Origin of the sequence: Goekera deserti (assembly GCF_010685995.1) — a bacterium.
GTDB classification, from domain to species: domain Bacteria; phylum Actinomycetota; class Actinomycetes; order Mycobacteriales; family Geodermatophilaceae; genus Goekera; species Goekera deserti.
The window spans coordinates 34,771-59,290 of sequence record NZ_JAAGWK010000026.1 but is presented as its reverse complement, the minus strand read 5'-3'; the positions used below and the strand labels follow the sequence as shown (position 1 = coordinate 59,290).

The following is a 24,520-nucleotide window of genomic DNA, read 5'->3' as shown; positions in this document are numbered from 1 at the left end:
TGACTGATTGTGACGACACCCCGGTCCGCCGCGATCTACGCCCGCATCAGCAGCGACCAAGCCGGGGAAGGACTCGGCGTGCAGCGCCAGGTGGAGGACTGCCGCAAGCTCGCCGCCGACCTGGGCTGGCAGGTGGGCGGCGAGTACATCGACAACGACTTCTCCGCCTACTCAGGCAAGCGCCGCCCCAACTACTCGCAGATGCTCGAGGATCTGACCACCGGCGCGCGGGACGGCGTGCTGATCTACGACCTGAGCCGACTGACCAGGCGGCCGCTGGAGCTCGAGCAGTTCTTCGAGGTCATCGACGCCGCACGGGTGCGCCACGTCCGCGCCGTCGCCGGGCATGCCGACCTGGGTTCGGGTGACAGCTTGCTGGTCGCCCAGATCATGGGTGCGGTGGTAGCGGAGGAGAGCGCGACGAAGAGCCGCCGCGTGAAGCGGAAAATGCTGCAGAACGCCGAGTTGGGGCTGCCGCACGGCCGTTCGTTGCGCCCGTTCGGCTTCGAAGACGACGCGATCACCCACCGCCCCGACGAGGCCCCGATCGTTCGGGAGCTGGCCGAGCGGTTCGTGGCCGGGGAGTCGCTGCGCTCGCTGTGCACCGACCTCGATCAGCGCGGCATTCGCAGTGTGAAGGGCGTGCCGTGGCAGACCCACAGCCTGCGCCTGGTCCTGTCCAACCCGCGTAGCGCCGGGCTGCGCGCCCACAAGGGCGAGGTGATCGGCAAGGCTGTCTGGCAACCGATCATCAGCGAAGAGCTGCACCAGCGAGTGCTGGCTACCATTGAGTCCCGCAGGGTCTCCGGTCGCCGGACTCCGCGCGCCTACCTGCTGTCAGGGCTGCTGCGGTGCAGCAAGTGCGGCGGCACGCTGTTCTCCTCCCGCCGTGTCGACTCCCGGCGCTACGTCTGCCTGTCCGGCCCCGACCACCGTGGCTGCGGCGGCCTGACCGTGGTCGCGGCGCCGCTTGAGCAGCTGGTCACCGACTACGCCCTCTACCGCCTCGACAGTCCTGCCGTGGCAGACGCGATCGCTGGACGAGGCAGCGCCGACGCCGAGGTCTCCCGGCTGTCGTCCGAGCTGGCCGAAGCTAAAGAGGCGCAGGACTATCTCGCCAAGCAGTTCGGGACCGGCGCCATCAGCAGCCAGGAATGGGAAGCCGCCCGCAGCCCCCTTGACAAGCGCGTTAAGGACGCGGAAACGCGGCTCTCGCGAGTCAACCGCACCGACACCCTCACCGGCCTGGGCACTGGCGAGGATCTGCGCCGCCAATGGGCTGAGCTCAACCTCGATCGGCAAGCCGCGATCCTGCGAACCCTCATCGCCAACATCACGATCGGCCCCGGCACCCGGGGAGCCCGAGCCCTCGACCCCGACCGCGTGCAGGTGTCCTGGCGGCTGTGAGCCCCGCCGGCCGGCCACGCGCTAGACCCTCCGGGCCTTCGCGCGCGACCGATCCGCCGGCGCCCGCAACAGCGCAACGATCCCCGCCACCGCGAGTGCATCCTCGACATGCACCGGCACCCCTGAAGCGGCGCAGGAGGCTGCAACCCGTTGTGCCAGCTCCTCCGAGGTCACGGCCACATCGCCCACACTGACGGCGGCCCCTCCCAGCCGATCGCCTCATCGGAGAGCCATACATCCGTCGGCTCACCACCCATGGCCGCGATAGCCAAGGCGAGGACGTCATCGACCGTGCGTGCGTGCAGCGGCACCGTCGTCGGCTGGAACCCTTGAGCCACCTCGTACCGGTGCCGGTTGGCTATCCGGCGCTCGTCGATGGACTTCCGCACGTACTTGGACAGGTACCGAGCCGCCACCCGCGCCTCGTCACGAGGGCCAGCGCCCGCCGCTAGCTGCCCGAGCAGCTTGATGTGCACGAACCCGTGGCCCCACGCCTGCTCGATCAGCCGCCGCGGGATGAACCGTCCGGCCGCGAAGTGCACGTGCAGACCGTGATCGGTCTTGTGCCACTCCGGCACCCACACGTAGGGGAACGGGTCCTCTCCAAGCAGCTGTCGCAGCGAGCGGAAGAACTGGGCCACGTCCCGGCGCAGTTGGATCGGGTCGTGACACCCCTGTCCCCGGTAGGTGAGCGTGCCCAGCCGGTTTAGTCGGTTGTGCGCGCAGTACCGACGCACCTTGCGACCTGCCCGGCGCGCCGCCTCCTCGCGCGAGCGCTCTGGGTCGCCACCCCCAGGCGAACGCTGCACGGGCACCGAGTAGCGAAACGAGCCCCCGACCTCACCGGCACCGGGGTAGAGCGTGACAAACCAGCCCGCCGGACTGGACGCAGGCAGAGACGGTGCAATCACAGGGGCCTCCGAGGCAACCGATCAGCATCTGATCGGCCCCGGCGCCTACGCCCTCGGAGAGGTCTACTGCTTCGGCACCAGCAGCTTGCCGCCCGCGCAACGAATGATCTAGGGCTCGCGGGAATTGGGGCCCTACTCCGGTCGTGAGAGCGCGGGCTATACGACCGTTTATCCGCGAACGCCGGGGAGCATCGGCGACGCGTCCCCGGCCTGTCAAGTCACCTTGCGGTGCGACGACCCCTCCGGCACGAGCATGCGCCACCCGTGCTCGCGGTCAAGGGTCCACCGTGCTCGCCGCTAGGCCAAGGTACGGCCCCTGACCGCGACCCCGGGCGGCAAGGGCGCGAACCTACGGAGCCGCCGCCGGTTGGCCGGGAGAGGCTGTGGTCCGGCTCCCGAGTTATGTTGCTACTTCAATTTAAAGCGCCGCTCCGCGGCGCAGTCGCTGCGCGATCCGCTCGGTCTCGGCGATCGACATCTCCTCGACGTCCCCCCACTCCGTTCCGCCCTCAGGCAAGGTGCCCGCGACGTGAAAGTGCAGGTGTCCTATCGCCTGGGCAGCGGGCACACCGTTGTTTTGCCAGATAGCGATTCCAGGTGACCCCTCAACTGTGGCTATGACTCGCGCGGCCGCTCGGACGCCACGCATAAGCGCAGCCGACTCGCCCTCGTTTACGTCAAGAATCGTCTGAGCATGGCGGATCGGAACCACTAAGAGGTGTGATACGCCGCGCTGCTCGCGCGTGACAAGCACCGCGATGAGGTCGTACCGAGCGAGTACGGTGTACGGGCGCTCGCCGGACAGATATGCGCAGAAGGCGCATGGCCCGTCATCGGGCAGTTGAATACTCATGGCGGACATCATGACGCACGAAGCGACTTCAGGAATGCCTGGATCTCGAGACGGTCCAACTTGTCGTAATCCGACGGGCGAACGACGATGCGAAGCTCGTCGCAGATCTTCTCTCTACGTGAGGCCAGAACGAAAGAAAGAATAGTAAACCTGATCGCGTCCTGCGCGGGCAGGACTTGAGAGAGCCGGGATTGGCCACCCCCGATGACGGGGATGGATACGACTCCGCCGTTCCCGTGCGCGCAAACCGCTTTCCACAGATTCTCGAGGCTGCGCCAGATGCCATCGGTTGTGCCACGAGCCTCGCAGTGCTCATTCATTTCAGTGTAGGCGACACAGAAGTATCGGCGTGCATGATCCCGAAGGGTAGCGACGGTACCAACCGGATATTTGACCTGCTTCCCTGGCTTGCTTATTGAGCACAGAGGGGATGCATCGATCAGGGCCTCGGCCAGTTGCCGATCCAGCTCTCGCATATCCTCGTGGAAGATGCGCCTCGCGAACTGGGCCTGCACGCTGTTGCTTGCGATCACATGAGGCACTTCAGTATCGAAGGTGTCCGACATCCCGATAACCAGGTGGCCGGGCTCGGCGAAGAGATCCCCTTCGACTAGTCGGATCGTTGTGTTCGGCGAGTCATAGCTTTGTTCGATCGGTCTGGGCCACGCCCTGACCGCGCCATATATGAGCGACAGAACAACGACGACGATCGCCACCCAGCGCCCACCCTTAGGGACGACATTGGGAAAAATAACGTCAAACAGTCCTATCAATACGGCGAAGAGCCCGACGGCCGCCAGGGTCTGAACTGAGAAGTGCCGCCAGAAGCGGGCCTTCGTAAGGTCCCGCCGAATCGCTGTGGTCACAGACCCAGCTTCTTGTAGTGGCTCTCGTTGTAAAAGTGGGGCCCGGTCTTTCCGCTCGCGGCATACTGCGGCGCATAGTTGTCTAGTGCGTACTTGATGATGGCAGGCTGGAATGACACCGACAGCGTGTAGTAGTCCGCGTCCAGCAGAGGCGTCGGGATGAAGCTCCGGTCGACGTTGCGGTCCTGATCGAGATTCGCCACGACGACGGGAAGGTCGAGCGAAAGCATGGTCTGCACCTCGTAAGCGAGGAATGACCGACCATCACCCCCCTTGGCCTTGGCCGAACGGCTGCCGAGGAGGACGAACTGCTTAGCGTTCTTCATCCGCTCACGAAGTCGAGCCTTGATGGATTCCGGCTTGCTCGTGTCCCGAGCGACATACAGGTCGTGGGCGTCGAAGAAATTGAAGTCGATGTGTACGTTCTCCCGCCATGCTTCCATGAGCCAATAAGAACGGATGTCCTCACTCGCGAAGGCCACATAGGTCTTGTTCCGATAGCTCACTAGTGCTCTCCCCGTCGTCGGTGTCCTCGAAAAGCTCCCGTGGGCGAGCCTATCGAGCGCCGCCCGCGGGAGGGGATGGTTTGGCTACTAGCCAGGTTGTTGACGTCGGTGGGTCCGCCCTCGGCGTGGGGGTGGACGTGGTCGATGTCGGTGGCGCGGGCGGGGCGGGTGCAGCCGGGGAAGCGGCAGGTGCGGTCGCGGGTGGTGACGAACCGGCGTTGGGCCGGGGTGGGTCGGTAGCGGTCGGTGGGTGGTGGCGGGGCGAGCCCGGTGCCGGCGGCGGCGGCGCGGCGCAGGTCGCGTGGGGTGGCCACGGCCCGCAGCTCCCCGGTGTCCGGGTCGGTGCAGCCGACGACGACGGCCGCACCCGGTGCGCTGAGGTCCTCGGGCAGCGCGGCGAGGCGGCTGAGCAGGTCGGCGACCTGCGCGGGGGTGACCGGGGCGCCGTCGACCTGGGCCCCGGTGAGGACCCCGGTCGCGGCAGGTCGCGCGGGGCCGGTGTCGCCGAGCCCGGTGGTGGGGCGCGGCGCGGTGCCGGTGGGTGATCCGGCGCCGGTGGGGGTGAGATCGGCGTGCAGGACGAGGACCGCGGTGAGTGCGCTCCGCTCGTCCCAGGGACGGGTGAGCAGGTCGCGCGTGGTGAGGGTGCGGAGCTGGCCGATGGGGCGCGGGTCGCCGTCGGCCTTCCACTGCCGGGCGTAGCCGTCGACCGCGGCGCGGCACGCTGCCGCGTCGGCAGAGGGCAGGTCGACGACCAGCTCGCTCATGCCGTCCCCGACGGTGCGGACGCGCACGTCCGCGGCGCGTTCCCGTACCTGCCGGCGCCGGTCGGCCGCTGCGGCGTCGGCGCTGATCACGGCGGCCGCGGTGCGTTCCTTCAGCCGACCCGGCGTCTCCCCGGCGCGCGCCCAGCCCAGCGCCTGCTGCTCGACCCCGGCGACGACGTCGTCGGGCACCGGTCCGCCGGCAGAGGCGGCCTGATGGCCGAGGGCGTCGGCGATTGCGCGTGCCCGCGGGAGGTCGACGAGACCGTCGGCCAGGGCTGCCCAGGTGGCCGGCAGCTGCCGGCACAGCACCAGCGACAGCTCGACGGTCCGGGCGGCGGCGCTCCGGCTGGAGCCGGTGGCCAGCTGCACCTCCTCCACCACCCAGTCGTCGACGTCGTCGGGGGTGGTGTCGGCCAGCCAGTCGGCGTCGTCGCCGGGCAGCGGGGGCAGTGCCGGGCGCAGGGCGGCCAGCCGCTCGACCAGCGCAGCCTCGTAGGCGGCCAGCTCGGCCCGGACGCTGGCCAGCACGCCGAGCTCCGCGACCGCCGCCGCGGCCCCGAAGCGGTGCACCTGCACCGCGTCGCTGATCCGGACACGGGAAGGCGACCACGACCGGTCCGGCACCGGGTCGGCCGCGAGCGCGACCCCCAGCTCCAGCCCCAGCCGCACCGCCGTCGCCTCCATGACCTGCACCTTGCCAGGGGGGTATGACAGAACTGGTGGTCGATCACGAGGTGCTGCGAGCTCCCCTCCGCGACCTGTGGGGACGTTGTCTCGGGCGGCCCAGCCGCTGGACGGTGGGCCACCCGGACGGCTGACCGCCCGTGTGGCCACCGGCCGTACACGTGACCACCGGCCGGGCGCGTGAGCGCGTGCCGACCAGGAGGCCACCGGCCGCTCGCGCGGACCACCGGCCGGCCACGCGGACCACCAGCCGGCCACGTGTCTACCGGCCGACCTCCTCGGCATCGAGGCGCGCCTCGTCCGCCGTCCCCTCGACCAGCTGCCGCAGCTGGGCAGCGAACCGGCCCAGGGCCTCGTAGGAGGTCATGACCTCGACGCGCACCTCGCCCGTCGACGAGCCCGGGTGCTCGATCGCGGTGGCCAGGTGCACGAGCACCCCGACCTGCCCGCGTCGGCCCACCGCCCGGGCGGTCAACCCGACGTACTCGGCGACGTGGCCGTCCTCGGTGTAACCGCCTGAGATCCCGGGTCGGGAGTCGCCCAGCGGGCAGGCGGTCAGCCGGCCGGAGAACCCCAGCAGCTCGTCGTCGCCGAACCACGCTGCGGCGGCCCCGGCAAAGCCGCCGGACCGCACCTGCACGCCCAGTTCACCGGTCCGGTCGGTGTCCCGGTACACGAAGCGCACCAGCAGGCCGTCCCGGTCGTCCACGGCAGCAGACGCTACGTCGGTGCGGGAGGCGGCGGCCCCGTCCCCGGCCGGACGACAGCGGAGTTCACGTCCGCCGGGCCGCACGGTTGGTGGCCCGGGCCGAGGCCGGGTCCTCCGGCCAGGGGTGCCGGGGGTACCGGCCGCGCATCTCGCTGCGCACGGCCGGCCAGCCGGTGCTCCAGAAACCGGCGAGGTCGGCGGTGGTGGCGACGACCCGGCGGGCGGGGGACAGCAGCTGCAGCCGCAGCGCCCGCCCGGCGACCACCGGCGAGGCGGCCCAGCCGAACACCTCCTGCACCCGCACCGACAGCGTGGGCACGTCCGGGTCGGTGTAGTCGATCCGCACCGCCGCCCCGGTGGCCACCACCACCCGTTCGGGCACCAGCTCGTCCAGCCGGCCGGCCACCTCCCAGGGCAGCAGCTGCCGCAGCGCGGCCACCACGTCGATCCGCCGCAGGTCGGCGCGGCTGCGCGCGGTCGCCACCGCGGTCGTCCCGCCCAGTGCGTTGCGCAGCGCGTCGTCGTCCACGGCCGGCCACGGCTCGCCCAGCCCGGCGTGCGCCGCGGCCAGCCGCTGGCGCAGCGAGTCCGCGGCCGGTGTCCAGCGCAGCAGCGCCAGGCCCTCGCGGCGCAGGCCCTCGGCGACCGCCGCGGCCACCGCGGCCGGGTCGGGGTCCGGCAGCGGGCGCTCGGCGAGCACGATCGCACCCAGCCGTTCCACCCGCGCGGCGCGCACGTCCCCGTCCCGCCAGACCACCTCGGGGGCGTCGGTGTGCCGGTCCGCGGCCGCCTCCAGTGCGGTGGCCTCGTCGACGGCCACGGCCAGCCGCAGCCGCGCGTCCCGCCGTCCCGGCGCGCGGTCGGCCGCGGCCACTGCCCACCAGCCCGGACCGCCCGCACCTCCCGGGCCGGGCAGCTCCACGCCGGTGCCCGAGGCCATCAGGGCGGTGCGCCCACCGGGCCGGCTGCGGGCCAGCCAGCCGGGATGGGCGAGGCCCACGACCAGGCCGGCGGCCAGGTCGTCGGGCAGCCCGCGCGGCGCCGGGGCGGCCGGTGCGGCCCGCTCCAGCCGGGCCACCTCCTCCCGCCAGCGCGCCGTCGCCGCCCGGTCGGTGCCCGCGGCCAGCGCCCGCCAGACGGCCACCAGGTCGTCCGAGCCGTGGGTCGGCAGGTCGCCGGACAGCACCGCGACCACCTCCGCGGCCCGCCGCCGCCCCACCCGCGGCGCGCCGTCCAGCAGCGCCCGGGCCAGCCGGGGGTGCGCGCCGACGGCGGTCAGCGCGCGGCCCCGTGCGGTCACCCGGCCCTCGCCGTCCACCGCCCCGAGCTCGCCGAGGGTCTGGTCCGCCACGGTCATCGCCGCGGCCGGCGGGGTGTCCGGCAGGGCCAGCCCGGCACCGCCCGGCGCGCCCCAGCAGGCCAGCTCCAGCGCGAACGCGGACAGCTCCGCGGTGCGCACCTCCGGCTCCGGGTGCGCCGGCAGCCGGTCGTGCTCGGCGGCCGACCAGCAGCGGTACACCCGGCCCGGACCCTCGCGGCCGGCCCGGCCGGCGCGCTGCACGGCCGAGGACCGGGACACCCGGACCGTCACCAGCGTGCCCAGCCCGCGCGCCAGGTCCGCCCGCGGCACCCGGGCCAGCCCGGCGTCCACCACCACGCGGACGCCGGGCACGGTCAGGCTGCTCTCGGCCACGTCGGTGGCCAGCACCACGCGCCGGCGGGGGCCCGCGGTGAGCGCGGCGTCCTGCACGGCGGCCGGCAGCCGCCCGTGCAGCGGCCGCACGTCCACGTCCGCCCCGGCCAGCCGGCGCTCCACCGCCGCGATCTCCCCGGCGCCGGGCAGGAACACCAGCACGTCGTCGCCGGTCTCGGCCAGCGCGCGCCGCACCACGGCCGCCAGGTGGTCCAGCAGCCGCGGGTCCACCCGGGTGCCGTGCGCGGCCGCCACCGTCGCCGGCGGCGGGCACCACACCGGCTCGACGTCGAACAGCGCGCCGCGGGTCTCCACCACCGGGGCCGGCCCGCCGTCGCCGCCCAGCAGGTCCGCGACGGCGGCCGAGCGGGCGGTGGCCGACATGGCGAGCAGTCGCAGGTCCGGGCGCAGTGCCGCGCGGGCGTCCAGGGTGAAGGCCAGCGCCAGGTCGGTGTCCAGGTGCCGCTCGTGGCACTCGTCCAGCACCACCGCGGCGACGCCGGACAGCTCCGGGTCGGCCTGCAGCCGGCGCACCAGCAGGCCGGTGGTGACCACCTCGACCCGGGTCGCCGCGCTGCGCCGGCTCTCGCCCCGCACGCTGAACCCGACCCGGTCCCCGACGCGCTCGCCGAGCAGGGCCGCCATCCGCCGGGCCGCGGCCCGGGCGGCGACCCGGCGGGGCTCGGCGACCAGCACCGTGCCGCCGTCGTCCGGTCCGGCCCCGGCGAGGGCCAGCGGCACCAGGGTGGTCTTGCCGGTGCCCGGCGGCGCGACCAGCACCGCGGCGCCCCGGTCGGCCAGCACACCGGTGAGCTCGCCGAGCACCGCGCGCACCGGCAGGTCGGTGCCGGGGGTCCCGGCGGGCGGCAGCACGCCGTCCAGTGTCGGTGGTGCCACCCGCCCGGCCCGACGGCGGCCCGGAGGGGGCCGCCCGGGTCAGCAGGTCAGCGGGTCAGCAGGGCCGGGCGTAGGGCTGGCGCAGCCCGCCGAGCAGCACGTCGGTGTAGTCGTCCCACCGGTCGCAGTCCTGCCGGGCGGCCACCGCCAGCAGCGGCACCAGGTCGGCCGCGCCGATGTGCACCTGCAGCGAGCCGTCGGCCCGGGCCCGGGCCAGCACCTGCTCCAGCCGGGCCACCATGGTCGCGTGCTGCGGGTCGGCCGCGACGTCCGCGGAGGCGGCGAACTCGAACAGCCCCCGGTCCTCGTGGAACCACCCGGCCAGGGTGCGCACCAGGGTGCAGACCGCCGTCCAGGGGTCGTCCTCGGCCAGCGCGGCGTCCGCGGCGTCGATGATCTCGCTGATCCGGTCCTGGTAGGCCATGGTCAGCAGCGACTGCTTGGACCCGATGTGCCGGAACAGGGTGGCCTGGCTGACCCCCGCGGTCTGCGCGACGTCCTTGAGCTGGACGTCGGATGCGTTCTTGGAGGCGAACAGCTCGCGAGCCGCGGTGATGATGCGATGGCGGTTGCGCTCGTGGTCCCGCCGCCCGCTGGGCCGGGGGGCCGCATGCGGGACAGGGGCCGCCGTTTCCTCCACAGTCACGAGACGAAGGTATCTCACAACCCACACTCGTTCCGGTACGGGGCGGTCCGGGGCCCGCCGGACCGATGGGGCGCGATACCAACCAGTCCGCGTGGCCGACCGGTCGGGATCCCGCTAGACAGGGGCATGACCGTGATCGGCTTCCACAACTCCCACGAGCAGATCGCACCCGCTGAGCTCCTGCGGGCCGTCCAGCACGCCGAAGAGGTCGGCTTCACCGCGGCCATGTGCTCCGACCACCTGATGCCCTGGAACCCGCGGCAGAACGAGTCCGGGTTCGCCTGGGCCTGGCTCGGTGCCGCCCTCGCCACGACGTCCCTGCCGTTCGGGGCGGTCAACGCGCCGGGCTACCGCTACCACCCGGTGATCATCGCCCAGGCCATCGCCACCCTGGGCTCGATGTTCCCCGGCCGGTTCTGGGTCGCCCTGGGCAGCGGCGAGGCGATGAACGAGCACGTCACCGGTGAGGTCTGGCCGCGCAAGGAGATCCGCGACCAGAAGCTGCGCGAGTGCGTCGACGTCATCCGTTCCCTGCTCAAGGGCGAGGAGGTCAGCCACGAGGGCCTGGTGACCGTCGACCGCGCCCAGCTGTGGACCCTGCCGGAGGTGCAGCCGGCGCTGATCGGCCCGGCCGTCAGCGTGGAGACCGCCCGCCGGCACGCCGACTGGGCCGACGGCCTGGTCACCATCAACCAGCCGCACGACAAGCTGCGCGACATGATCGCCGCCTACCGCGACGCCGGGGGCCGGGGCACGCTGACCATCCAGGTGCACGTCTCCTGGGCGCCCACCGAGGAGGAGGCGCTGGCCACCGCGCACGACCAGTGGCGCAGCAACGTCTTCCCCCCGCCGCTGTGCTGGGACCTGGACACCCCGGTCGCCTTCGACCTGGCCAGCGCGCACGTCAGCCCGGACGACGTCCGCGAGGCCGTGCGGGTCTCCGCCGACCTCGGCCAGCACGCCGCCTGGGTGCAGGAGTACGTGGACCTCGGCTTCGAGCAGGTCTACCTGCACCACGTCGGGCAGACCCAGACGGCGTTCCTGGACGCCTTCGGGGAGAAGGTGCTGCCGCAGCTGGGTGTCACCAAGCCCGCCCCGGCCGTGGCGGTCGCCGCGTGAGGATCACGGACACCGCCGACCTGTGGTGGAAGACCGCCGTCGTCTACTGCCTGGACGTCGAGACGTTCATGGACTGGAACGGCGACGGGATCGGTGACTTCGAGGGCCTCTCCCAGCGGCTGGACCACCTGTCCGAGCTCGGCGTCACCTGCCTGTGGCTGATGCCCTTCTACCCGACCGCCGAGCGCGACGACGGCTACGACATCACCGACTTCTACGGCGTGGACCCGCGGCTGGGCAGCCACGGCGACCTGGTCGAGATGATCCGCACCGCCAACGACCGGGGCATGCGGGTGATCGCCGACCTGGTCATGAACCACACCTCGATCAAGCACCCGTGGTTCGCCGAGGCCCGCACGTCCACCGACAACCCCTACCGCGACTTCTACGTGTGGCGCTCGGACCCGCCGCCGGACACCAGCGCGGACGTCGTCTTCCCCGACGCCGAGACCGGCACCTGGCAGCTGGAGGAGAAGACCGGCGAGTGGTACCTGCACCGCTTCTACAAGGAGCAGCCGGACCTGAACATCGCCAACCCGCTGGTGCGCGACGAGATCGCCAAGGTGATGGGCTTCTGGCTGCAGCTCGGGCTGTCCGGCTTCCGCGTCGACGCCGTCCCCTTCCTGCTGGAGACCGAGGGTGTCACCGACGAGGAGGCCGCCGCCTTCGCCGACCCGCACGCCTACCTGCGCGCGCTGCGCGCCCTGCTGGGACGGCGCTCGGGCAACGGCGTGCTGCTCGGTGAGGTGAACCTGCCGCACGATCAGCAGGCCCAGTTCTTCGGCGGTGCCGACGGCGACGAGCTGACCATGCAGTTCGACTTCATCGCGATGCAGGCGATGTACCTGTCGCTGGCCCGGGCGGACGCCCAGCCGCTGGTCGACGCGCTGCTGGCCCGCCCGCCGGTCTCCCCGGACTGCCAGTGGGCCACCTTCGCCCGCAACCACGACGAGCTGACCCTGGACAAGCTGAGCGACGACGAGCGCGCCGAGGTGTTCGCCGCGTTCGCCCCCGACGAGCGGATGCAGGTGTACGGCCGGGGGATCACCCGCCGGCTGCCGCCGATGCTGGACGGCGACCCGCGCCGGGTGCGGATGGTCTACAGCCTGATGTTCTCCCTGCCCGGCACCCCGGTGCTGTTCTACGGCGAGGAGATCGGCATGGGGGAGAACCTGGCGGCCGAGGGCAGGCTCGCCGTCCGCACGCCCATGCAGTGGACGGCGGGGGAGAACGGCGGCTTCTCCACCGCGGCGCCGTCCAGGCTGCCCGGGCCGGTGGTCGAGGGCGGGTTCGCCCCGGAGTTCGTCAACGTGGCCCAGCAGCGCCAGGACCCGGACTCGCTGATGAGCTTCATGAAGCTGCTCATCCGGCGCTACCGGGAGAGCCCGGAGCTCGGCTGGGGCGACATCGAGGTGCTCGAGACCGACCAGCCGGCCGTGCTGGTGCACCGCTGCACCTGGGACGACGGCACGCTGGTGGCGATGCACAACCTGTCCGCCGAGCCGGTGACCGTGCCGGTGACCCTGGACGGCTGCGGGCCGGGCCACCGGCTGGTGGACCTGCTGCAGGTGCAGAGCACCGACGTCGGCGAGGGCGGGACCACGGTGCTGGCGCTGGAGGGCTACGGCCACCGGTGGTTGCGGGTCGTCGCCGCGGACAGCCGCCGGCTGCTCTGAGCGCCGCCCCCCGCGGGGCGAGCGGCGTCCCGCGGGGGTTGGAGCGGCGTCCCCGCGGGCTCAGACCAGCAGGCTGCCGGGGTCCAGGACGCCGGTGACGATGTCGGCGCTCAGGTCGTCGACCAGCCGGCCCAGGGCGAAGGCCCGGCCCCGCAGGGCGGCGAGGGCGTCGGCGCTGTCCAGGTCGGTGACCATGGTGATCATGCCCATGGCCTGCCAGACCTGGCTGCGCCGGCGCACGTCCTCGCCCTCCATCCAGCCCGGCCCACCGGTGAGGGCCTCGCTGAACAGGGCGGCGCGCACGAGTTCCTGGGTCATCACCCGGGCGACGACGTCGACGGCGTGCGCGTCCACCCGGGCCAGCCCGCCGGCCTCGCGCACGTAGAGGTCGAGCACCACCACGCCGGCCAGCGGACCCTGCAGCGGGACCGACATGATCTCCTGGAACGGCGTGTCGGTCGACAGCGAGGCGAACAGCGACGGCCAGTTGCGGGCCAGGTCGTCGGCGTCGAACGTGAGCACGGTGCCGGCCGAGCGGGCCTCGGCGGACGGGCCGACCCCGAGGGAGAACTGCAGCCGCTCGGCGTGGGTCGCGGCCGGGTCGCTGGAGCCGATCGGGATGCGCAGGCCCGGGTCGCTGTGCACGCCCAGCCCGGCGGCGTCGACGTCCAGGGTGGCGACGCAGGCGCGGGCCAGCCGGGAGGGCAGCAGCTCCGGCTCGGTCAGCTCGCCCGGGACCGCGGTGGACAGCGCCCGGGTGAAGCGCTCGCCGATGGACTCGGCACCTTCGGGCTGCGGGTGCTGGCGGCCGCCGGGGGGACGCGGGGTCTGCTCGGTCATCCGTGGGTGCTCCTCGTGTAGCCCGTCACCACGCGGCCAGCCGCTCGACGAGGGGGTCGGCGGTGACCGTGGCCTGGTCCGCGCTCAGCGTAGGCGGGCCCGGCAGGTCGTCGCGCCGGGGTCGCGGCAGGCGGGCCCGGCGCGGCCTGGCGCTGTGGCCGTCCTCACGCTCGCTCCGGCCGTTATCCCCAACGACCGGGCCGAAGGGGGACGACGGACGGCACGGCAGGGGAGGGGCGTCCCGGGCCGGGTCAGCCGTAGGCCTGCAGCCCCAGCCGGACGGCGAGGGCCAGCCCCGCGACGGCGATCACCCGGCGCAGCAGCGTCTGCGGCACCCGCCGCACCACGCCCGGGCCGAGCCGGCCGCCGACGAGGAAGCCGATCGCCAGGGGCACCGCCGCCGACCAGGCGATCGAGCTGAACACGACGTAGCCGAGCGCGGCCACGGCGTTCGCGATGCCCAGCACCACGTTCTTCAGCGCGTTGCCGCGGGGCACACCCTCACCGGTGGTGAGCAGGAAGGTGGCCAGCATGAGCACCCCGGCCGCCGCACCGAAGTACCCGCCGTAGATCGAAATGACGAACACGACCAGCGGCAGCCACCACTGGTCGCGGTGCGGGCGCCCCGCCTGCCCGGCTGCGCCCTCGGCGGCGAGCTCGCGCGGTGCCCGCTGCACCAGGATGGCCGCGGACGCCGCCGCGATCAGCCAGGGCACGATCCGCTCGAACGCCGCCGACGGCGTCAGCAGCAGCAGGACCGCGCCCACCGCGCCGCCCAGCACCCCGGCCAGGCACAGACCGACCAGCCGCCGACCCTGCCCGCGCAGCTCGGGCCGGGACGCACTGACCGACCCCACGCCGTTGAGCACCAGCGCGACGGTGTTGGTGACGTTGGCCGTCACCGGGGGGATGCCGGTGGCCAGCAGCGCCGGGTAGCTGATCAGCGAGGCCAGCCCGGCGATGCTGCCGGTCAGCCCGGCGGCGACCCCGGCCAGCACGAGCAGGACGAACTCCAGCACGCTCACCGGGTGACCAGCACGATGATGGCGACCACGCCGAGCAGCACGATCGCGCCGCGCAGGACCGGCGCCGGGAGCCGCCGCCCGACCCGGGCGCCCAGCCAGCCGCCGATCAGCGAGCCGGCCGCGACCAGGCCGGCCGCCGTCCAGTCGACCCGGTCACCCGCGACCACGACGTAGGCGACCGCGGAGACGGCGTTGACCGCCAGGGTGAGCACGTTCTTCACCGCGTTGAGCCGCTGCAGCGGCTCGCGCAGCAGCAGCCCGAAGATGCCGATCTGCAGCACGCCCTGGCTGGCGCCGAAGTAGCCGCCGTACGTTCCGGTGACCGCGGCCCCGGTCGCCAGCAGCGCCAGCCGGCCGGGCCCGGGCCGCTCCCCGGGGGTGCTGGTGTCCCCGCCGGGGCGCCGCGCCCGGCGGGCGGCCAGCCGGCGCTGCAGCCACGGCTGGACGGCGACCAGCACGACAGCCAGTCCGACCAGCGCCGGGACGACGGCCTCGAACGCCGACGCCGGCAGCCGGACCAGCAGCACCGCGCCCAGCACCGCACCGCCGACCGACGCGGGCAGCAGCCGCCACACCAGCCCGCCCAGGCCGGCCAGCTCGCGTCGGTAGCCGATCGCGCCGGTGAGGTTGCCGGGCACCAGGCCGATGCCGTTGCTGATCGAGGCGGTGACCGGGGGCAGCCCGACCGCCAGCAGCACGGGGAAGGTCACCAGCGTGCCCGATCCGACCACGGCGTTGATCGACCCTGCGGTGAGACCTGCCAGGACGACGGCCACCATCTCCCACCCGGTCACCGCCGCATCGCCCCGAGCCTGTCACGCGCCCCGCCGCCGCGCGTTCCAGGGGGTGCGGGCAGCAGTGGCCCACCTTCGGCCATGACCGCGGTGCCCCTGGCCGGCCCGGGGCCACTGCTGCCGGTCGGGCGTCCGTGGCCGGGCCTGACGCTGCGGCGGGCAGTGGCCCGCTGCCGGCCGCAACGGCTGCGCTCCTGGCCGGTCGCGGGACACTGCTGGGTGTGCGGTCGGGCTGCCGCTGGTGCGTAGCGGGCGGTGGCCCCCTCAGCCGGCGCCACCCCGCTCCTGGCGGCCCCGCGGCCACTGCTCGGCCCGTCATGAGTGAGCCAGCGGCGGCGGACGCCGCGGCGGGCGGTGGCCAGTCCGCGGTCACGACCACCGGCGTCCTGGCCGGTCTGGGGCCATCGCTCGATCGCGAGTCGAGCCGCCGCGTGCGGTGCGGCGAAGTCGGTGGCCCGTCGTCGGCCGGGCCACCGACCTCGTGGACGGACGTCGGCCACGGCTCGGCTCGTGCCGCATGTGTCCGCGAGGTCGGGCGCCGCGGCAGGCAATGGCCCCTCCACGGCCAGGACTGTCAGCTTCCTGGCCGGTCTGGCGTCATCGCTGCACTGGAGGTGGAGCCGCCGCGTGCGGTGCGTTCGGGGACGGCGTGTGTCTGATCGGGGAGACCGTGCTGCCCGACCCCCGCCGGCCCCCTGCTCCGCGGGGCACGCGAGTGGCACGGAGGACGCGCCTGCGGCGTGCAGTGGCCCGCTATCGGCCGGGACCGCCGCGATCCTGGCGGGTCTGGGGACAGTGCCGGGTGTTGGTGCCGCGGCCGCGGGGGGGAGCGGCAGACAGTGACCCGCCCGCGGTCGGGACCGCCGCGCTGATGGACGTTGGGGTCAGCGGGGGTCGACGTCCGGGAGCAGCTGATCGGGCTGCGGCCCCCGGCCATGGCCGTGCCGGGCACGGTGCGCCGCCCACAGGAGCGGGCGCGGCGTGCCGTCCACGGGAGCCGGCGCGGCGCTGCCCATGGAAGCGGGCACGGGGTGTTGCCCACAGCCGACGGCACCGTCGGCCCGGCACCGTCGGCCCGGCACCGTCAGCCCGGCGACGGCGGCGCCGACCGGCCCGAGGCGGTCAGGCGGTCGCGGCGATCTGGTCCAGGAGGTCCTCGGACAGGGGGCGGTCGGCGTACACCAGCCGGACGGCGTCCGGGTCCGGGTTGCCGGCGTCCGGGCCGCGCCAGACGCAGGTCAGCCCCGACCGCTCCGCCCGCCGGCGCGAGGCGACGTTGTGCTCCAGCAGATAGGCGATCACAGGCAGTTCGGGGTCCACGGACCGTGCGGCGTCCAGGGCGGTGTGCACCAGTTCGGCGACCAGGCCGTGGCCCCAGGCGGCGGGGGTGAACCGGTAGTACAGGTTCCACCAGCGGGTGCCCGAGCGCAGCGCGCACCCGCCGGTGCCCACGACGGCCCCCGGCTGCAGCCCGGCGGGCACGGTCCCGGCGGGCAGGTCGGTGCGCAGCCGCGCCGTCCAGTAGTCCAGGCCGGAGTGCCGCCACCGGTCCACCACCTGCTGCAGCCCGGCCGCGGTCTGTGCCCGGTCCCGGTGCCGGCCGGAGGGCAGGTGCGTCCAGGTGGCCGGGTCGGACAGCAGGGCGTGGTGCGCCTCCAGGTCGCCGGGCACCACGGCGTCCAGCTGCAGCCGCGTCGTCGTCCGGTGCAGCAGTTCCATGCCCTCATTCTTTCCGGCCCCGCTGTAGGGAGCCCGCCGCGAGCGTGCGGGTGGTGGGGGGCAGCGGGGTCCTTCCTCAGTCCTTGCGGCCCGCGTCGACCAAGCGGATCACCGCGGTGCCCTCCTCGTCGGAGGCCTCCAGGTCGACCTCGACGTCGAAACCCCAGTCATGGTCGCCGGCCGGGTCGTCCAGGATCTGCCGCACCCGCCAGGTGCCGGGGGACTTGTCCACCACCAGCAGCGCAGGCCCGCGTGCGTCGGCGCCGGTCTGCACCTCGGCGTGCTCGGCGAAGTAGGCCCGCACCACCTCGCCCCAGCGCTCGGCGTCCCAACCGGCCGCGGCGTCCAGCTCGCCCAGGTCGTACCAGCGTCGCCGGGCCCACAGCTCGACCCGGCGGAACAGCTGGTTGCGCACCATCGCGGTGAACGCCCGCTCGTTGCCGGTGACCGGGCGCGGCCGCGCGGGCACCGACACCGGTGCGTCCAGCGGGCCGGTCGGGTTGGTCAGCTCCTCCCACTCGTCCAGCAGCGAGGAGTCGACCTGGCGCACCAGCTCGCCGAGCCACTCCACGATGTCGGTGACCTGCTCGGTGCGGGCCGCGGCCGGCACCCCCGAGCGCAGCGCCTTGAACGCGTCCGACAGGTAGCGCAGCACGGCACCCTCGGAGCGGGTCAGTCCGTAGTAGCCGACCAGCTCACGGAAGGTGAAGGCCCGCTCCCACATGTCCCGGACCACCGACTTGGGCGAGAGCGCGGCGTCCGCGGCCCAGGGGTTGCCCTGCCGGTAGACGTCGAAGGCGTACTCCAGCACCTCCGCCAGCGGCTTCGGGTAGCTGATCTGCTCGAGCAGCTCCATCCGCTCGTCGTACTCGATGCCCTCGGCCTTCATCTGCGCCACGGCCTCGCCCTTGGCCTTGTTCAGCTGCGCGGCCAGCACCTGCCGCGGGTCGTCCAGGGTCGCCTCGATCACCGAGACGACGTCGACCGGGTACGTCTCGGCGTCCGGGTCGAGCACGTCGATCGCGGCCAGGGCGAACATCGACAGCGGCTGGTTGAGCTGGAAGTCCGGCGGCAGGTCCACGGTGAGCCGGTAGCGGCGCCCGTCCGGCTCGGGCTCGTCCAGTCGCTCCACCACCCCGGCGGTGATCAGCGCACGGGCGATGCCGATCGCCTCGCGGACGTGCCGCAGCTGCCGCGTGCGCGGCTCGTGGTTGTCGGTGAGCAGGTGCCGCATCGCCGCGAACGGGTCGCCCGGCCGGGCCAGCACGTTGAGCAGCATCGACGTGGAGACGGCGAAGTGGCTGCCCAGCGGCTCGGGCTGGGCGTCGACCAGGCGCTTCATCGTCGCCTCGCTCCACGGCACCATGCCCTCGGGCACCTTGCGGCGCACCAGCTTGCGACGCTTCTTGGGGTCGTCGGCGACCTTGGCGAACTGCTTGAGGTTCTCCACCTCGTGCTCGGGCGCCTGGACGACGACGGTGCCCGCGGTGTCGTACCCGGCCCGGCCGGCCCGCCCGGCGATCTGGTGGAACTCCCGCGCGTTGAGCATCCGCACCCGGGTGCCGTCGTACTTGCTCAGCGCGGAGAACAGCACCGTGCGGATCGGCACGTTGATGCCCACCCCGAGGGTGTCGGTGCCGCAGATGACCTTGAGCAGCCCGGCCTGCGCGAGCTGCTCGACCAGCCGGCGGTACTTGGGCAGCATGCCGGCGTGGTGCACGCCGATGCCGTGCCGGACCAGCCGGGACAGCGTCGTCCCGAACGCGGAGGAGAAGCGGAACCCGCCGACCATGTCGGCGATCGCGGCCTTCTCCTCCTTGCTGCACACGTTGACGCTCATCAGGGCCTGGGCGCGTTCCAGGGCCGAGGCCTGGGTGAAGTGGACGACGTAGACCGGTGCCTCGCGGGTGTCCAGCAGCTCCTGGATCGTCTCGTGCATCGGCGTGGTGGCGTACCAGTGGTGCAGCGGCACCGGACGCTCGGCCGAGGTGACCAGCGCCGTCGTCCGGCCGGTCCGGCGGGTGAGGTCCTCCCGGATGCCGGTGACGTCGCCCAGGGTCGCGGACATCAGCAGGAACTGGGCGCGGGGCAGCTCCAGGATCGGCACCTGCCAGGCCCAGCCGCGGTCCGGGTCGCCGTAGAAGTGGAACTCGTCCATCACCACGAGCCCGATGTCGGCGTCGCGGCCCTCGCGCAGGGCGACGTTGGCCAGCACCTCGGCGGTGCAGGCGATGATCGGTGCCCCGGCGTTGACGCTGGCGTCGCCGGTGAGCATCCCGACGTTGTCGGCCCCGAAGACGCCGCAGAGGGCGAAGAACTTCTCGCTCACCAGGGCCTTGATCGGCGCGGTGTAGAAGCTGCGCCGCCCGGCGGCCAGCGCGGCGTACTGGGCGCCGGTGGCCACCAGCGACTTCCCGGAGCCGGTGGGCGTGGACAGGATCACGTTGGCCCCGCTGACCAGCTCGATCAGCGCCTCCTCCTGCGCCGGGTAGAGCACCGTGCCGGCGTCGGCGGCCCAGCCGGCGAAGCGCTCGAACACGGCGTCGGGGTCGGCGCCACGGGCGCGGAGGGCGCCGAGGTCGGCGGCGTCGTCGAGCAGGGGAGAGGCGGTGCGGGTGCTCGTCATCGTGCTGCCCAGGGTGCCGCACGCCCGCAGCTGCCGCGGCCCGTACCCACCTCGGCACCGGTCGACGGCAAGGTCACGATCAGATAACGACCACTCCAGTCCTGCATGAGGGGGGACGATGAGGGAGACAAGGTGAACAACAGGTGAACGACAGGAGGATCGGACATGTACGCACGCTGCACGGAGATCCACTGGGTTCCGGTGACGGACACCCTCGGACGTCGCCGGATGGAGATGCGCTGGGGCCCCGCCGCCCCCGCCACGGCCATCACGCCGCTGCCCGCCCGCGCGATCGCGGGGAACCGGGCGGCCTGACTGCCCCCGGTACGGCCCACGGCCCGCCGCCCCTCACCGGGACGGCGGGCCGTGCCGCGTACAGGACTCGGCGAGCGGGTCACGCGGCGAACCCGTCACCCCCGCCAGGGCTCCCCGGCCCCGCTCCGGGAACCCGGCTCGTGCGCCGCCGCGCGGGCGGTGGGCCCAGGGGGCGGTGATCACCACCGGCACACGCAGCACGTCGCCGCGCCCGACCCACCAGGACCGCGCGCGGACCGGGTGCCACGGCACCCGGCGCGTCGTCACGGGGCCGGTGCGCACACCGGGGTCTGCTCCGACAGCTGCCGCAGTGCGGCGAGCAACGGTGCGTCGTCGGTGCCGAGCACCAGCACCAGCGTCGTGACGTCGGCCGGCTGCAGCAGCGCCGCCGGGTCGACGACGGCCGGCTGGTCGGCGCCCCGCGGGTCGTCGGCCACCACGGCGTCCAGCACACCGACCAGCAGCCGGGCAGCCGCGTCGTCGGCGGCCGGGTGCCGGATCGCGCTCGGGCCCGCGTCGGCCTGCTCGGTCACCGAACCGACGACGACGCCGGCCGCGCGCAGCCGGTCGGCCACCTCGCCCGCCGTGGCCGGGTCCGCGGCGCCGTCCAGCACGTCGACGGTGACGGGTGTGGCGCAGGACGGGGGAGCCGGGGTCGGCTCGGGTGTCGGGGACGGCTCGGGTGTCGGGGACGGCGTCGGCTCGGGGGTGGGGCTCGGGGTCGGCTCGGGGGTGGGGCTCGGGGTCGGCTCCGGGCCGGGCTCCGGCGACGGAGCAGGCGCGGGGGTCGGGCTGGGCTGGGGCGTCGGGCTGGGCGCGGGCGCGGGCTCGGGCGCCGGGGTGGGGCTGGGATCGGGGCTCGGGGTCGGCTCGGGCGTCGGCGTCGGCGTCGGCGTCGGGTCGGGAGCCGGGGCCGGGCCGGGCTCGGGACTCGGGGTCGGCCCAGGCGTCGGGGTCGGGCTCGGCGTCGGGCTGGGCTCGGGCGTCGGGGTCGGGCTCGGCGTCGGGGTGGGTCCGGGGCTGGGCACCGGCTCGGGCGTCGGTCCGGGGGTGGGCGTCGGGATCGGTTCGAGACCGGGCTCCGGCTGCGGCGGGCCGGTCAGCACCGGTCCCGGCGTAGGGGCAGGGGTGGGAGCAGGGACAGGGGCAGGAGCCGGGACGGGGGCGGGAGCCGGGGCAGGGGAGGGCCGGGGCACCGGCCGCTCGGACACCGGCGGCTGCGGGGCCGGCCCCGGCGCGGGCGGCAGCACCGGCGGCGGCGTGCCGGCGTAGTCCGCCGCCAGCGACAGGACCGTGGCGACGTAGCTGGCCGAGTGGTTGTAGGCGTACACGGCCTTCGACTGACCCGCGGGGGTGGTGAGGTCCCCGCCGGCCGCGCAGAGGTAGGCGGCCGTCGCGGCCGCGGCGTCGTGCACGTCGAACGGGTCGCGCGTGCCGTTGCCGTCGCCGTCCCGGCCGTAGCGCGCCCAGGTGCTCGGGATGAACTGCATCGGCCCCACGGCGCGGTCGAACACCGTGTCGCCGTCGAGCCGGCCACCGTCGGTGTCGGTGATCCGGGCGGTGCCGTTGCCGTCCAGTGGGATGCCGACCACCGGCCGGGACGAGCGCCCGTCGGAGTGCAGCACGGCGCCGGCGAACCGGCCGTGGTTGGACTCCACCCGCCCGATGGCCGCGATCAGGGTCCAGCTGATGCCGCAGTCGGGCTGGCTCGCGGCCGCGGCCCGGTAGGCGTCCAGCGCGGTGGCCGGGATGCCACCGGCGGCCAGCGGGGAAGGCGCGCTCGACGGGTCCGGCAGTGGCCGGGGGGCCGGCGCCGGGAGCAGCTGGGTGGCGGGGGCGGGTGCCCGGCCGGTGACCCCGGGGGCCGGCGCGTCCGCCGTCGGGGTGTCCGCCGACGACCGGGTGGGGAGGACGGCCGCACTCGACCGGGACGCCGAGGACGAGGACGTCGTCGTCGACGCCGTCCTGGTGCCCGCCGCGAGCGAGGCCGCGGGCGCCTCCGGCAGCAGCGACCCGGCCGCCGTGCCGCCGTCGGCGGTGCGGTCCTGCGCGTCGGTCGCCGACCCGGCCGAGGCCATGGCACCGGGCAGGGTCACCAGGGCGGCGGCGGTGAGCGCGGCGGTGGCCAGGGCCGAGGCGCCGGTGCTGCTGCGCCCTCGTGGGCGGCGCACGGTCGCCGGCGGGCGGACCACGGCCGGTTCCCCGCCCCGGGTCGGTCCGTCCGGTGTGTCCGTGCCGCGCATCGTGTCCCCGTTCGCCGACGCCTGTTGCGTGCAACCCATCCTGGTGCACCCGTGACGGACGCGACAGTCGAGGCCCGTGGGGATGAGGTGAACAGCGGGTGACGGCCCTCCGTTCCGGCGGCGCGGGCACCCCGGGGGGTTCCGGCCGGGGACGCCGGGTAGGTCGGCGGGGTACGCCCGAGCCAGCGGCGTCGCAGTGCAGCAGCGAGCAGGAGGACTCCATGTCCGGAGATGCCACAGCCGAGCCCCGTCCCGAGTCCCAGCCGCGGCAGGAGCAGACCCCGCCCGGCACGCTCGGTGAGATGGACCCGAAGCCCGACCACGGCGAGCAGAGCTACCAGGGCCACGGGAAGCTCGCCGGCAAGGCCACCGTGATCACTGGCGGGGACAGCGGCATCGGCCGCGCCGTCGCCATCGCCTTCGCCCGGGAGGGCGCCGACGTGCTGATCGCCTACCTCGACGAGCACGAGGACGCCGAGGAGACCGCGCGCTACGTGGAGCAGTCCGGCCGCAGGGCCGTACTGGTGCCCGGCGACCTGTCCGACCGGTCGCACGCCAAGACGATCATCCCCAGGGCCGTCGAGGAGTTCGGCAGGGTCGACGTCCTGGTCAACAACGCCGCGTTCCAGATGACCCACGAGACACTGGACGAGATCAGCGACGAGGAGTGGGACCACACCGTCGCGACCAACCTGACCGCGATGTTCACCCTCTGCAAGGACGCGATCCCGCACATGCAGCCGGGCGCGTCGATCATCAACTCCTCGTCGGTGAACTCCGACATGCCCAAGCCGAGCCTCGCCCCGTACGCGATGACCAAGGCCGGCATCGCCAACTTCACCGCCAGCCTGGCCCAGATGTACGCCGACAAGGGCATCCGGGCCAACAGCGTCGCCCCCGGCCCGGTGTGGACGCCGCTGATCCCGGCCACCATGCCGGCCGAGACGGTGGCCGAGTTCGGGCAGCAGACACCGCTGGGCCGCGCCGCGCAGCCGGCCGAGCTCGCCCCGGTCTACGTGCTGCTGGCCAGCGACGAGGCCAGCTACGTGTCCGGCGCCCGGGTCGCCGTCACCGGTGGCACCCCGATCCTCTGACCCGTTCGGTGGCGGGGTGCCACGGGCGAGCTCTCCTCGCCCGTGGCACTCCGCCACGTGCTCGTGAGCGCAGCCGCGACCGTCCGCACGTCGGCCGGGGACACCCGGCAGCACCCACCGACCAGCCGCGCGCCCGCCGCCACCCAGGCGCGGACGTCGGCGGTCGGCAGCCCCGGCCGGCCGGTCCACCGCCGGCCGGCGGCGTCCCACACCTCGCCGCTGTTCGGGTACACCACGCACGGCGTGCCGGCCGCCTGCACCGCGGCCAGCACCCCGGCCGGGTCGGTGCAGTTCACCCCCACCGCCACCACCCCGGGCGAGGACGCCGCGGCAGCCAGCACCGCCGCCGCCGGCTCGCCCCGGCGGGTGCGCACCACGCCGTCGGCGCCGGTGACCGTGGTCAGCGACAGCCACACCGGCACGCCCAGCGCAGCCGCCTCGGCGAGCACCGCCTCCGCCTCGGCGGCGCCGGGCAGGGTCTCGGCGGCCAGCACGTCGACGCCCGCCTCGGCCAGCCAGGTCATCCGCGGCCGGTGGAAGTCCCGCAGCTCGGCCACCGACAGCCCGCCACCGGCCCGGCCGGACCACTGCGGGTCCAGGTAGGCGCCGGTGTACTCCGAGCCGTCGGCGAGCATCGCGCCGTAGGGCCCCACCGACCCGGCGACCCAGCCGTCCGGCGCACCCTCCCGGGCCAGCCGCACCGACCGGGTGACCAGCTCCCGGGCCGCGGCCGCGTCCAGGCCGGCGGCCGCGAAGCCCTCCACGGTCGCCTGGTAGCTGGCCGTCGTCGCGACCTGCGCCCCGGCGGCCGCGAACGCCGCGTGCGCGGCCACCACCGCGGCGGGGTCGTCGCGCAGCAGCCGGGCCGACCAGAGCGCGGAGCCCACGTCGTGGCCCTGCGCCTCCAGCTCGGTGGCCAGGCCGCCGTCCAGCACGACCGGCCCCGCGGCGAGGGCGGTGGCCAGCGACCCGGTGGTGTGCACCCGGCCATCCTGCCCCCGTGCCCGCGGGCCCGGTACGGCCCAGCCGCCGGGCGGTGCCGGCCGGCTCACGCTCCCGGCCTCGTCCACCGGCCTCGCAGGAGCGGGGCGCAGCACGGCGCCCGCGCCCCGCACCGGGTGGGGGCGACC

General features: G+C 74.1%; 19 protein-coding genes. 4 read left to right on the top strand and 15 right to left on the bottom strand.

All coding sequences use genetic code 11. The annotated features are described in order from the left end of the window. Positions 1 to 9: 9 nt before the first annotated feature. On the top strand, positions 10 to 1,407 hold the full coding sequence (locus tag G1H19_RS18085) for a recombinase family protein (protein ID WP_162392469.1): 1,398 nt from the start codon (positions 10 to 12) through the stop codon (positions 1,405 to 1,407). A gap of 170 nt (positions 1,408 to 1,577) precedes the next feature. Here G1H19_RS18085 and G1H19_RS22715 read toward each other — a convergent pair whose 3' ends face one another. The 8 genes from G1H19_RS22715 to G1H19_RS18045 form a co-directional block, all read right to left on the bottom strand. Continuing rightward, a complete protein-coding gene (locus G1H19_RS22715; RefSeq protein WP_456071366.1) occupies positions 1,578 to 2,144 on the bottom strand; it encodes a rolling circle replication-associated protein in 567 nt (188 codons plus the stop codon). 592 nt (positions 2,145 to 2,736) lie between these two features. After that, positions 2,737 to 3,171, bottom strand: a complete 435-nt coding sequence (locus G1H19_RS24920) for an HIT family protein (RefSeq protein ID WP_202925809.1) — start codon at positions 3,169 to 3,171, stop codon at positions 2,737 to 2,739. A gap of 8 nt (positions 3,172 to 3,179) precedes the next feature. Continuing rightward, complete coding sequence (locus tag G1H19_RS18070; protein ID WP_152730528.1) at positions 3,180 to 4,037, bottom strand: macro domain-containing protein; 858 nt, start codon at positions 4,035 to 4,037, stop codon at positions 3,180 to 3,182. After that, positions 4,034 to 4,543, bottom strand: a complete 510-nt coding sequence (locus G1H19_RS18065; protein WP_162392468.1) for a TIR domain-containing protein — start codon at positions 4,541 to 4,543, stop codon at positions 4,034 to 4,036. The genes G1H19_RS18070 and G1H19_RS18065 overlap by 4 nt, the downstream gene beginning before the upstream one ends. Further along, positions 4,543 to 5,994, bottom strand: a complete 1,452-nt coding sequence (locus G1H19_RS18060) for an HNH endonuclease signature motif containing protein (RefSeq protein WP_162392467.1) — start codon at positions 5,992 to 5,994, stop codon at positions 4,543 to 4,545. Before G1H19_RS18060 ends, G1H19_RS18065 begins: the two co-directional genes overlap by 1 nt. A gap of 262 nt (positions 5,995 to 6,256) precedes the next feature. After that, positions 6,257 to 6,703 carry a hypothetical protein gene (locus G1H19_RS18055; protein WP_152730526.1) on the bottom strand — a complete coding sequence of 149 codons (447 nt, stop codon included), beginning with the start codon at positions 6,701 to 6,703 and terminating at the stop codon, positions 6,257 to 6,259. A 64-nt stretch (positions 6,704 to 6,767) separates the two neighbouring features. Next, positions 6,768 to 9,269 (bottom strand): ATP-dependent helicase HrpB, encoded by a 2,502-nt coding sequence (hrpB, locus tag G1H19_RS18050; RefSeq protein WP_162392466.1) that lies wholly within the window; start codon positions 9,267 to 9,269, stop codon positions 6,768 to 6,770. A gap of 79 nt (positions 9,270 to 9,348) precedes the next feature. Then, entirely contained in the window at positions 9,349 to 9,939 is a 591-nt protein-coding gene (locus G1H19_RS18045; RefSeq protein WP_152730525.1) for a TetR/AcrR family transcriptional regulator, read from the bottom strand. A 126-nt stretch (positions 9,940 to 10,065) separates the two neighbouring features. On the opposite strand from G1H19_RS18045, the gene G1H19_RS18040 reads away from it, so the two are divergent. Together G1H19_RS18040 and G1H19_RS18035 are read left to right on the top strand one after the other, a co-directional pair. Next, positions 10,066 to 11,058 (top strand): TIGR03885 family FMN-dependent LLM class oxidoreductase, encoded by a 993-nt coding sequence (locus G1H19_RS18040; protein ID WP_152730524.1) that lies wholly within the window; start codon positions 10,066 to 10,068, stop codon positions 11,056 to 11,058. Then, complete coding sequence (locus G1H19_RS18035; RefSeq protein WP_162392465.1) at positions 11,055 to 12,734, top strand: alpha-amylase family protein; 1,680 nt, start codon at positions 11,055 to 11,057, stop codon at positions 12,732 to 12,734. Before G1H19_RS18040 ends, G1H19_RS18035 begins: the two co-directional genes overlap by 4 nt. Positions 12,735 to 12,794: 60 nt before the next feature. On the opposite strand, the gene G1H19_RS18030 is transcribed toward G1H19_RS18035, so the two are convergent. From G1H19_RS18030 to G1H19_RS24165, 6 genes are all read right to left on the bottom strand, one after another. After that, positions 12,795 to 13,574 carry a hypothetical protein gene (locus tag G1H19_RS18030; RefSeq protein WP_235909906.1) on the bottom strand — a complete coding sequence of 260 codons (780 nt, stop codon included), beginning with the start codon at positions 13,572 to 13,574 and terminating at the stop codon, positions 12,795 to 12,797. Between the two features lie 251 nt (positions 13,575 to 13,825). Then, the gene (locus tag G1H19_RS18025) at positions 13,826 to 14,599 is read right to left on the bottom strand and encodes a sulfite exporter TauE/SafE family protein (protein ID WP_162392464.1); all 774 of its coding nucleotides are present in this window, start codon (positions 14,597 to 14,599) and stop codon (positions 13,826 to 13,828) included. Further along, positions 14,596 to 15,393, bottom strand: a complete 798-nt coding sequence (locus G1H19_RS18020; RefSeq protein WP_162392463.1) for a sulfite exporter TauE/SafE family protein — start codon at positions 15,391 to 15,393, stop codon at positions 14,596 to 14,598. The genes G1H19_RS18025 and G1H19_RS18020 overlap by 4 nt, the downstream gene beginning before the upstream one ends. Before the next feature lie 1,122 nt (positions 15,394 to 16,515). Further along, a complete protein-coding gene (locus tag G1H19_RS18015; RefSeq protein WP_152730523.1) occupies positions 16,516 to 17,112 on the bottom strand; it encodes a GNAT family N-acetyltransferase in 597 nt (198 codons plus the stop codon). A 76-nt stretch (positions 17,113 to 17,188) separates the two neighbouring features. Next, positions 17,189 to 19,738 carry a DEAD/DEAH box helicase gene (locus tag G1H19_RS18010; protein WP_152730522.1) on the bottom strand — a complete coding sequence of 850 codons (2,550 nt, stop codon included), beginning with the start codon at positions 19,736 to 19,738 and terminating at the stop codon, positions 17,189 to 17,191. A 578-nt stretch (positions 19,739 to 20,316) separates the two neighbouring features. Further along, positions 20,317 to 22,245, bottom strand: a complete 1,929-nt coding sequence (locus tag G1H19_RS24165; RefSeq protein WP_202925808.1) for a lytic murein transglycosylase — start codon at positions 22,243 to 22,245, stop codon at positions 20,317 to 20,319. Between the two features lie 353 nt (positions 22,246 to 22,598). Here G1H19_RS24165 and G1H19_RS18000 point away from each other — a divergent pair, with 353 nt between their 5' ends. Further along, positions 22,599 to 23,390, top strand: coding sequence for an SDR family oxidoreductase (locus G1H19_RS18000; protein WP_235909905.1), 792 nt, complete (start codon positions 22,599 to 22,601; stop codon positions 23,388 to 23,390). On the opposite strand, the gene mmuM is transcribed toward G1H19_RS18000, so the two are convergent. Next, complete coding sequence (gene mmuM / locus G1H19_RS17995) at positions 23,339 to 24,373, bottom strand: homocysteine S-methyltransferase (protein WP_162392462.1); 1,035 nt, start codon at positions 24,371 to 24,373, stop codon at positions 23,339 to 23,341. The genes G1H19_RS18000 and mmuM overlap by 52 nt on opposite strands. Positions 24,374 to 24,520 lie beyond the last annotated feature (147 nt).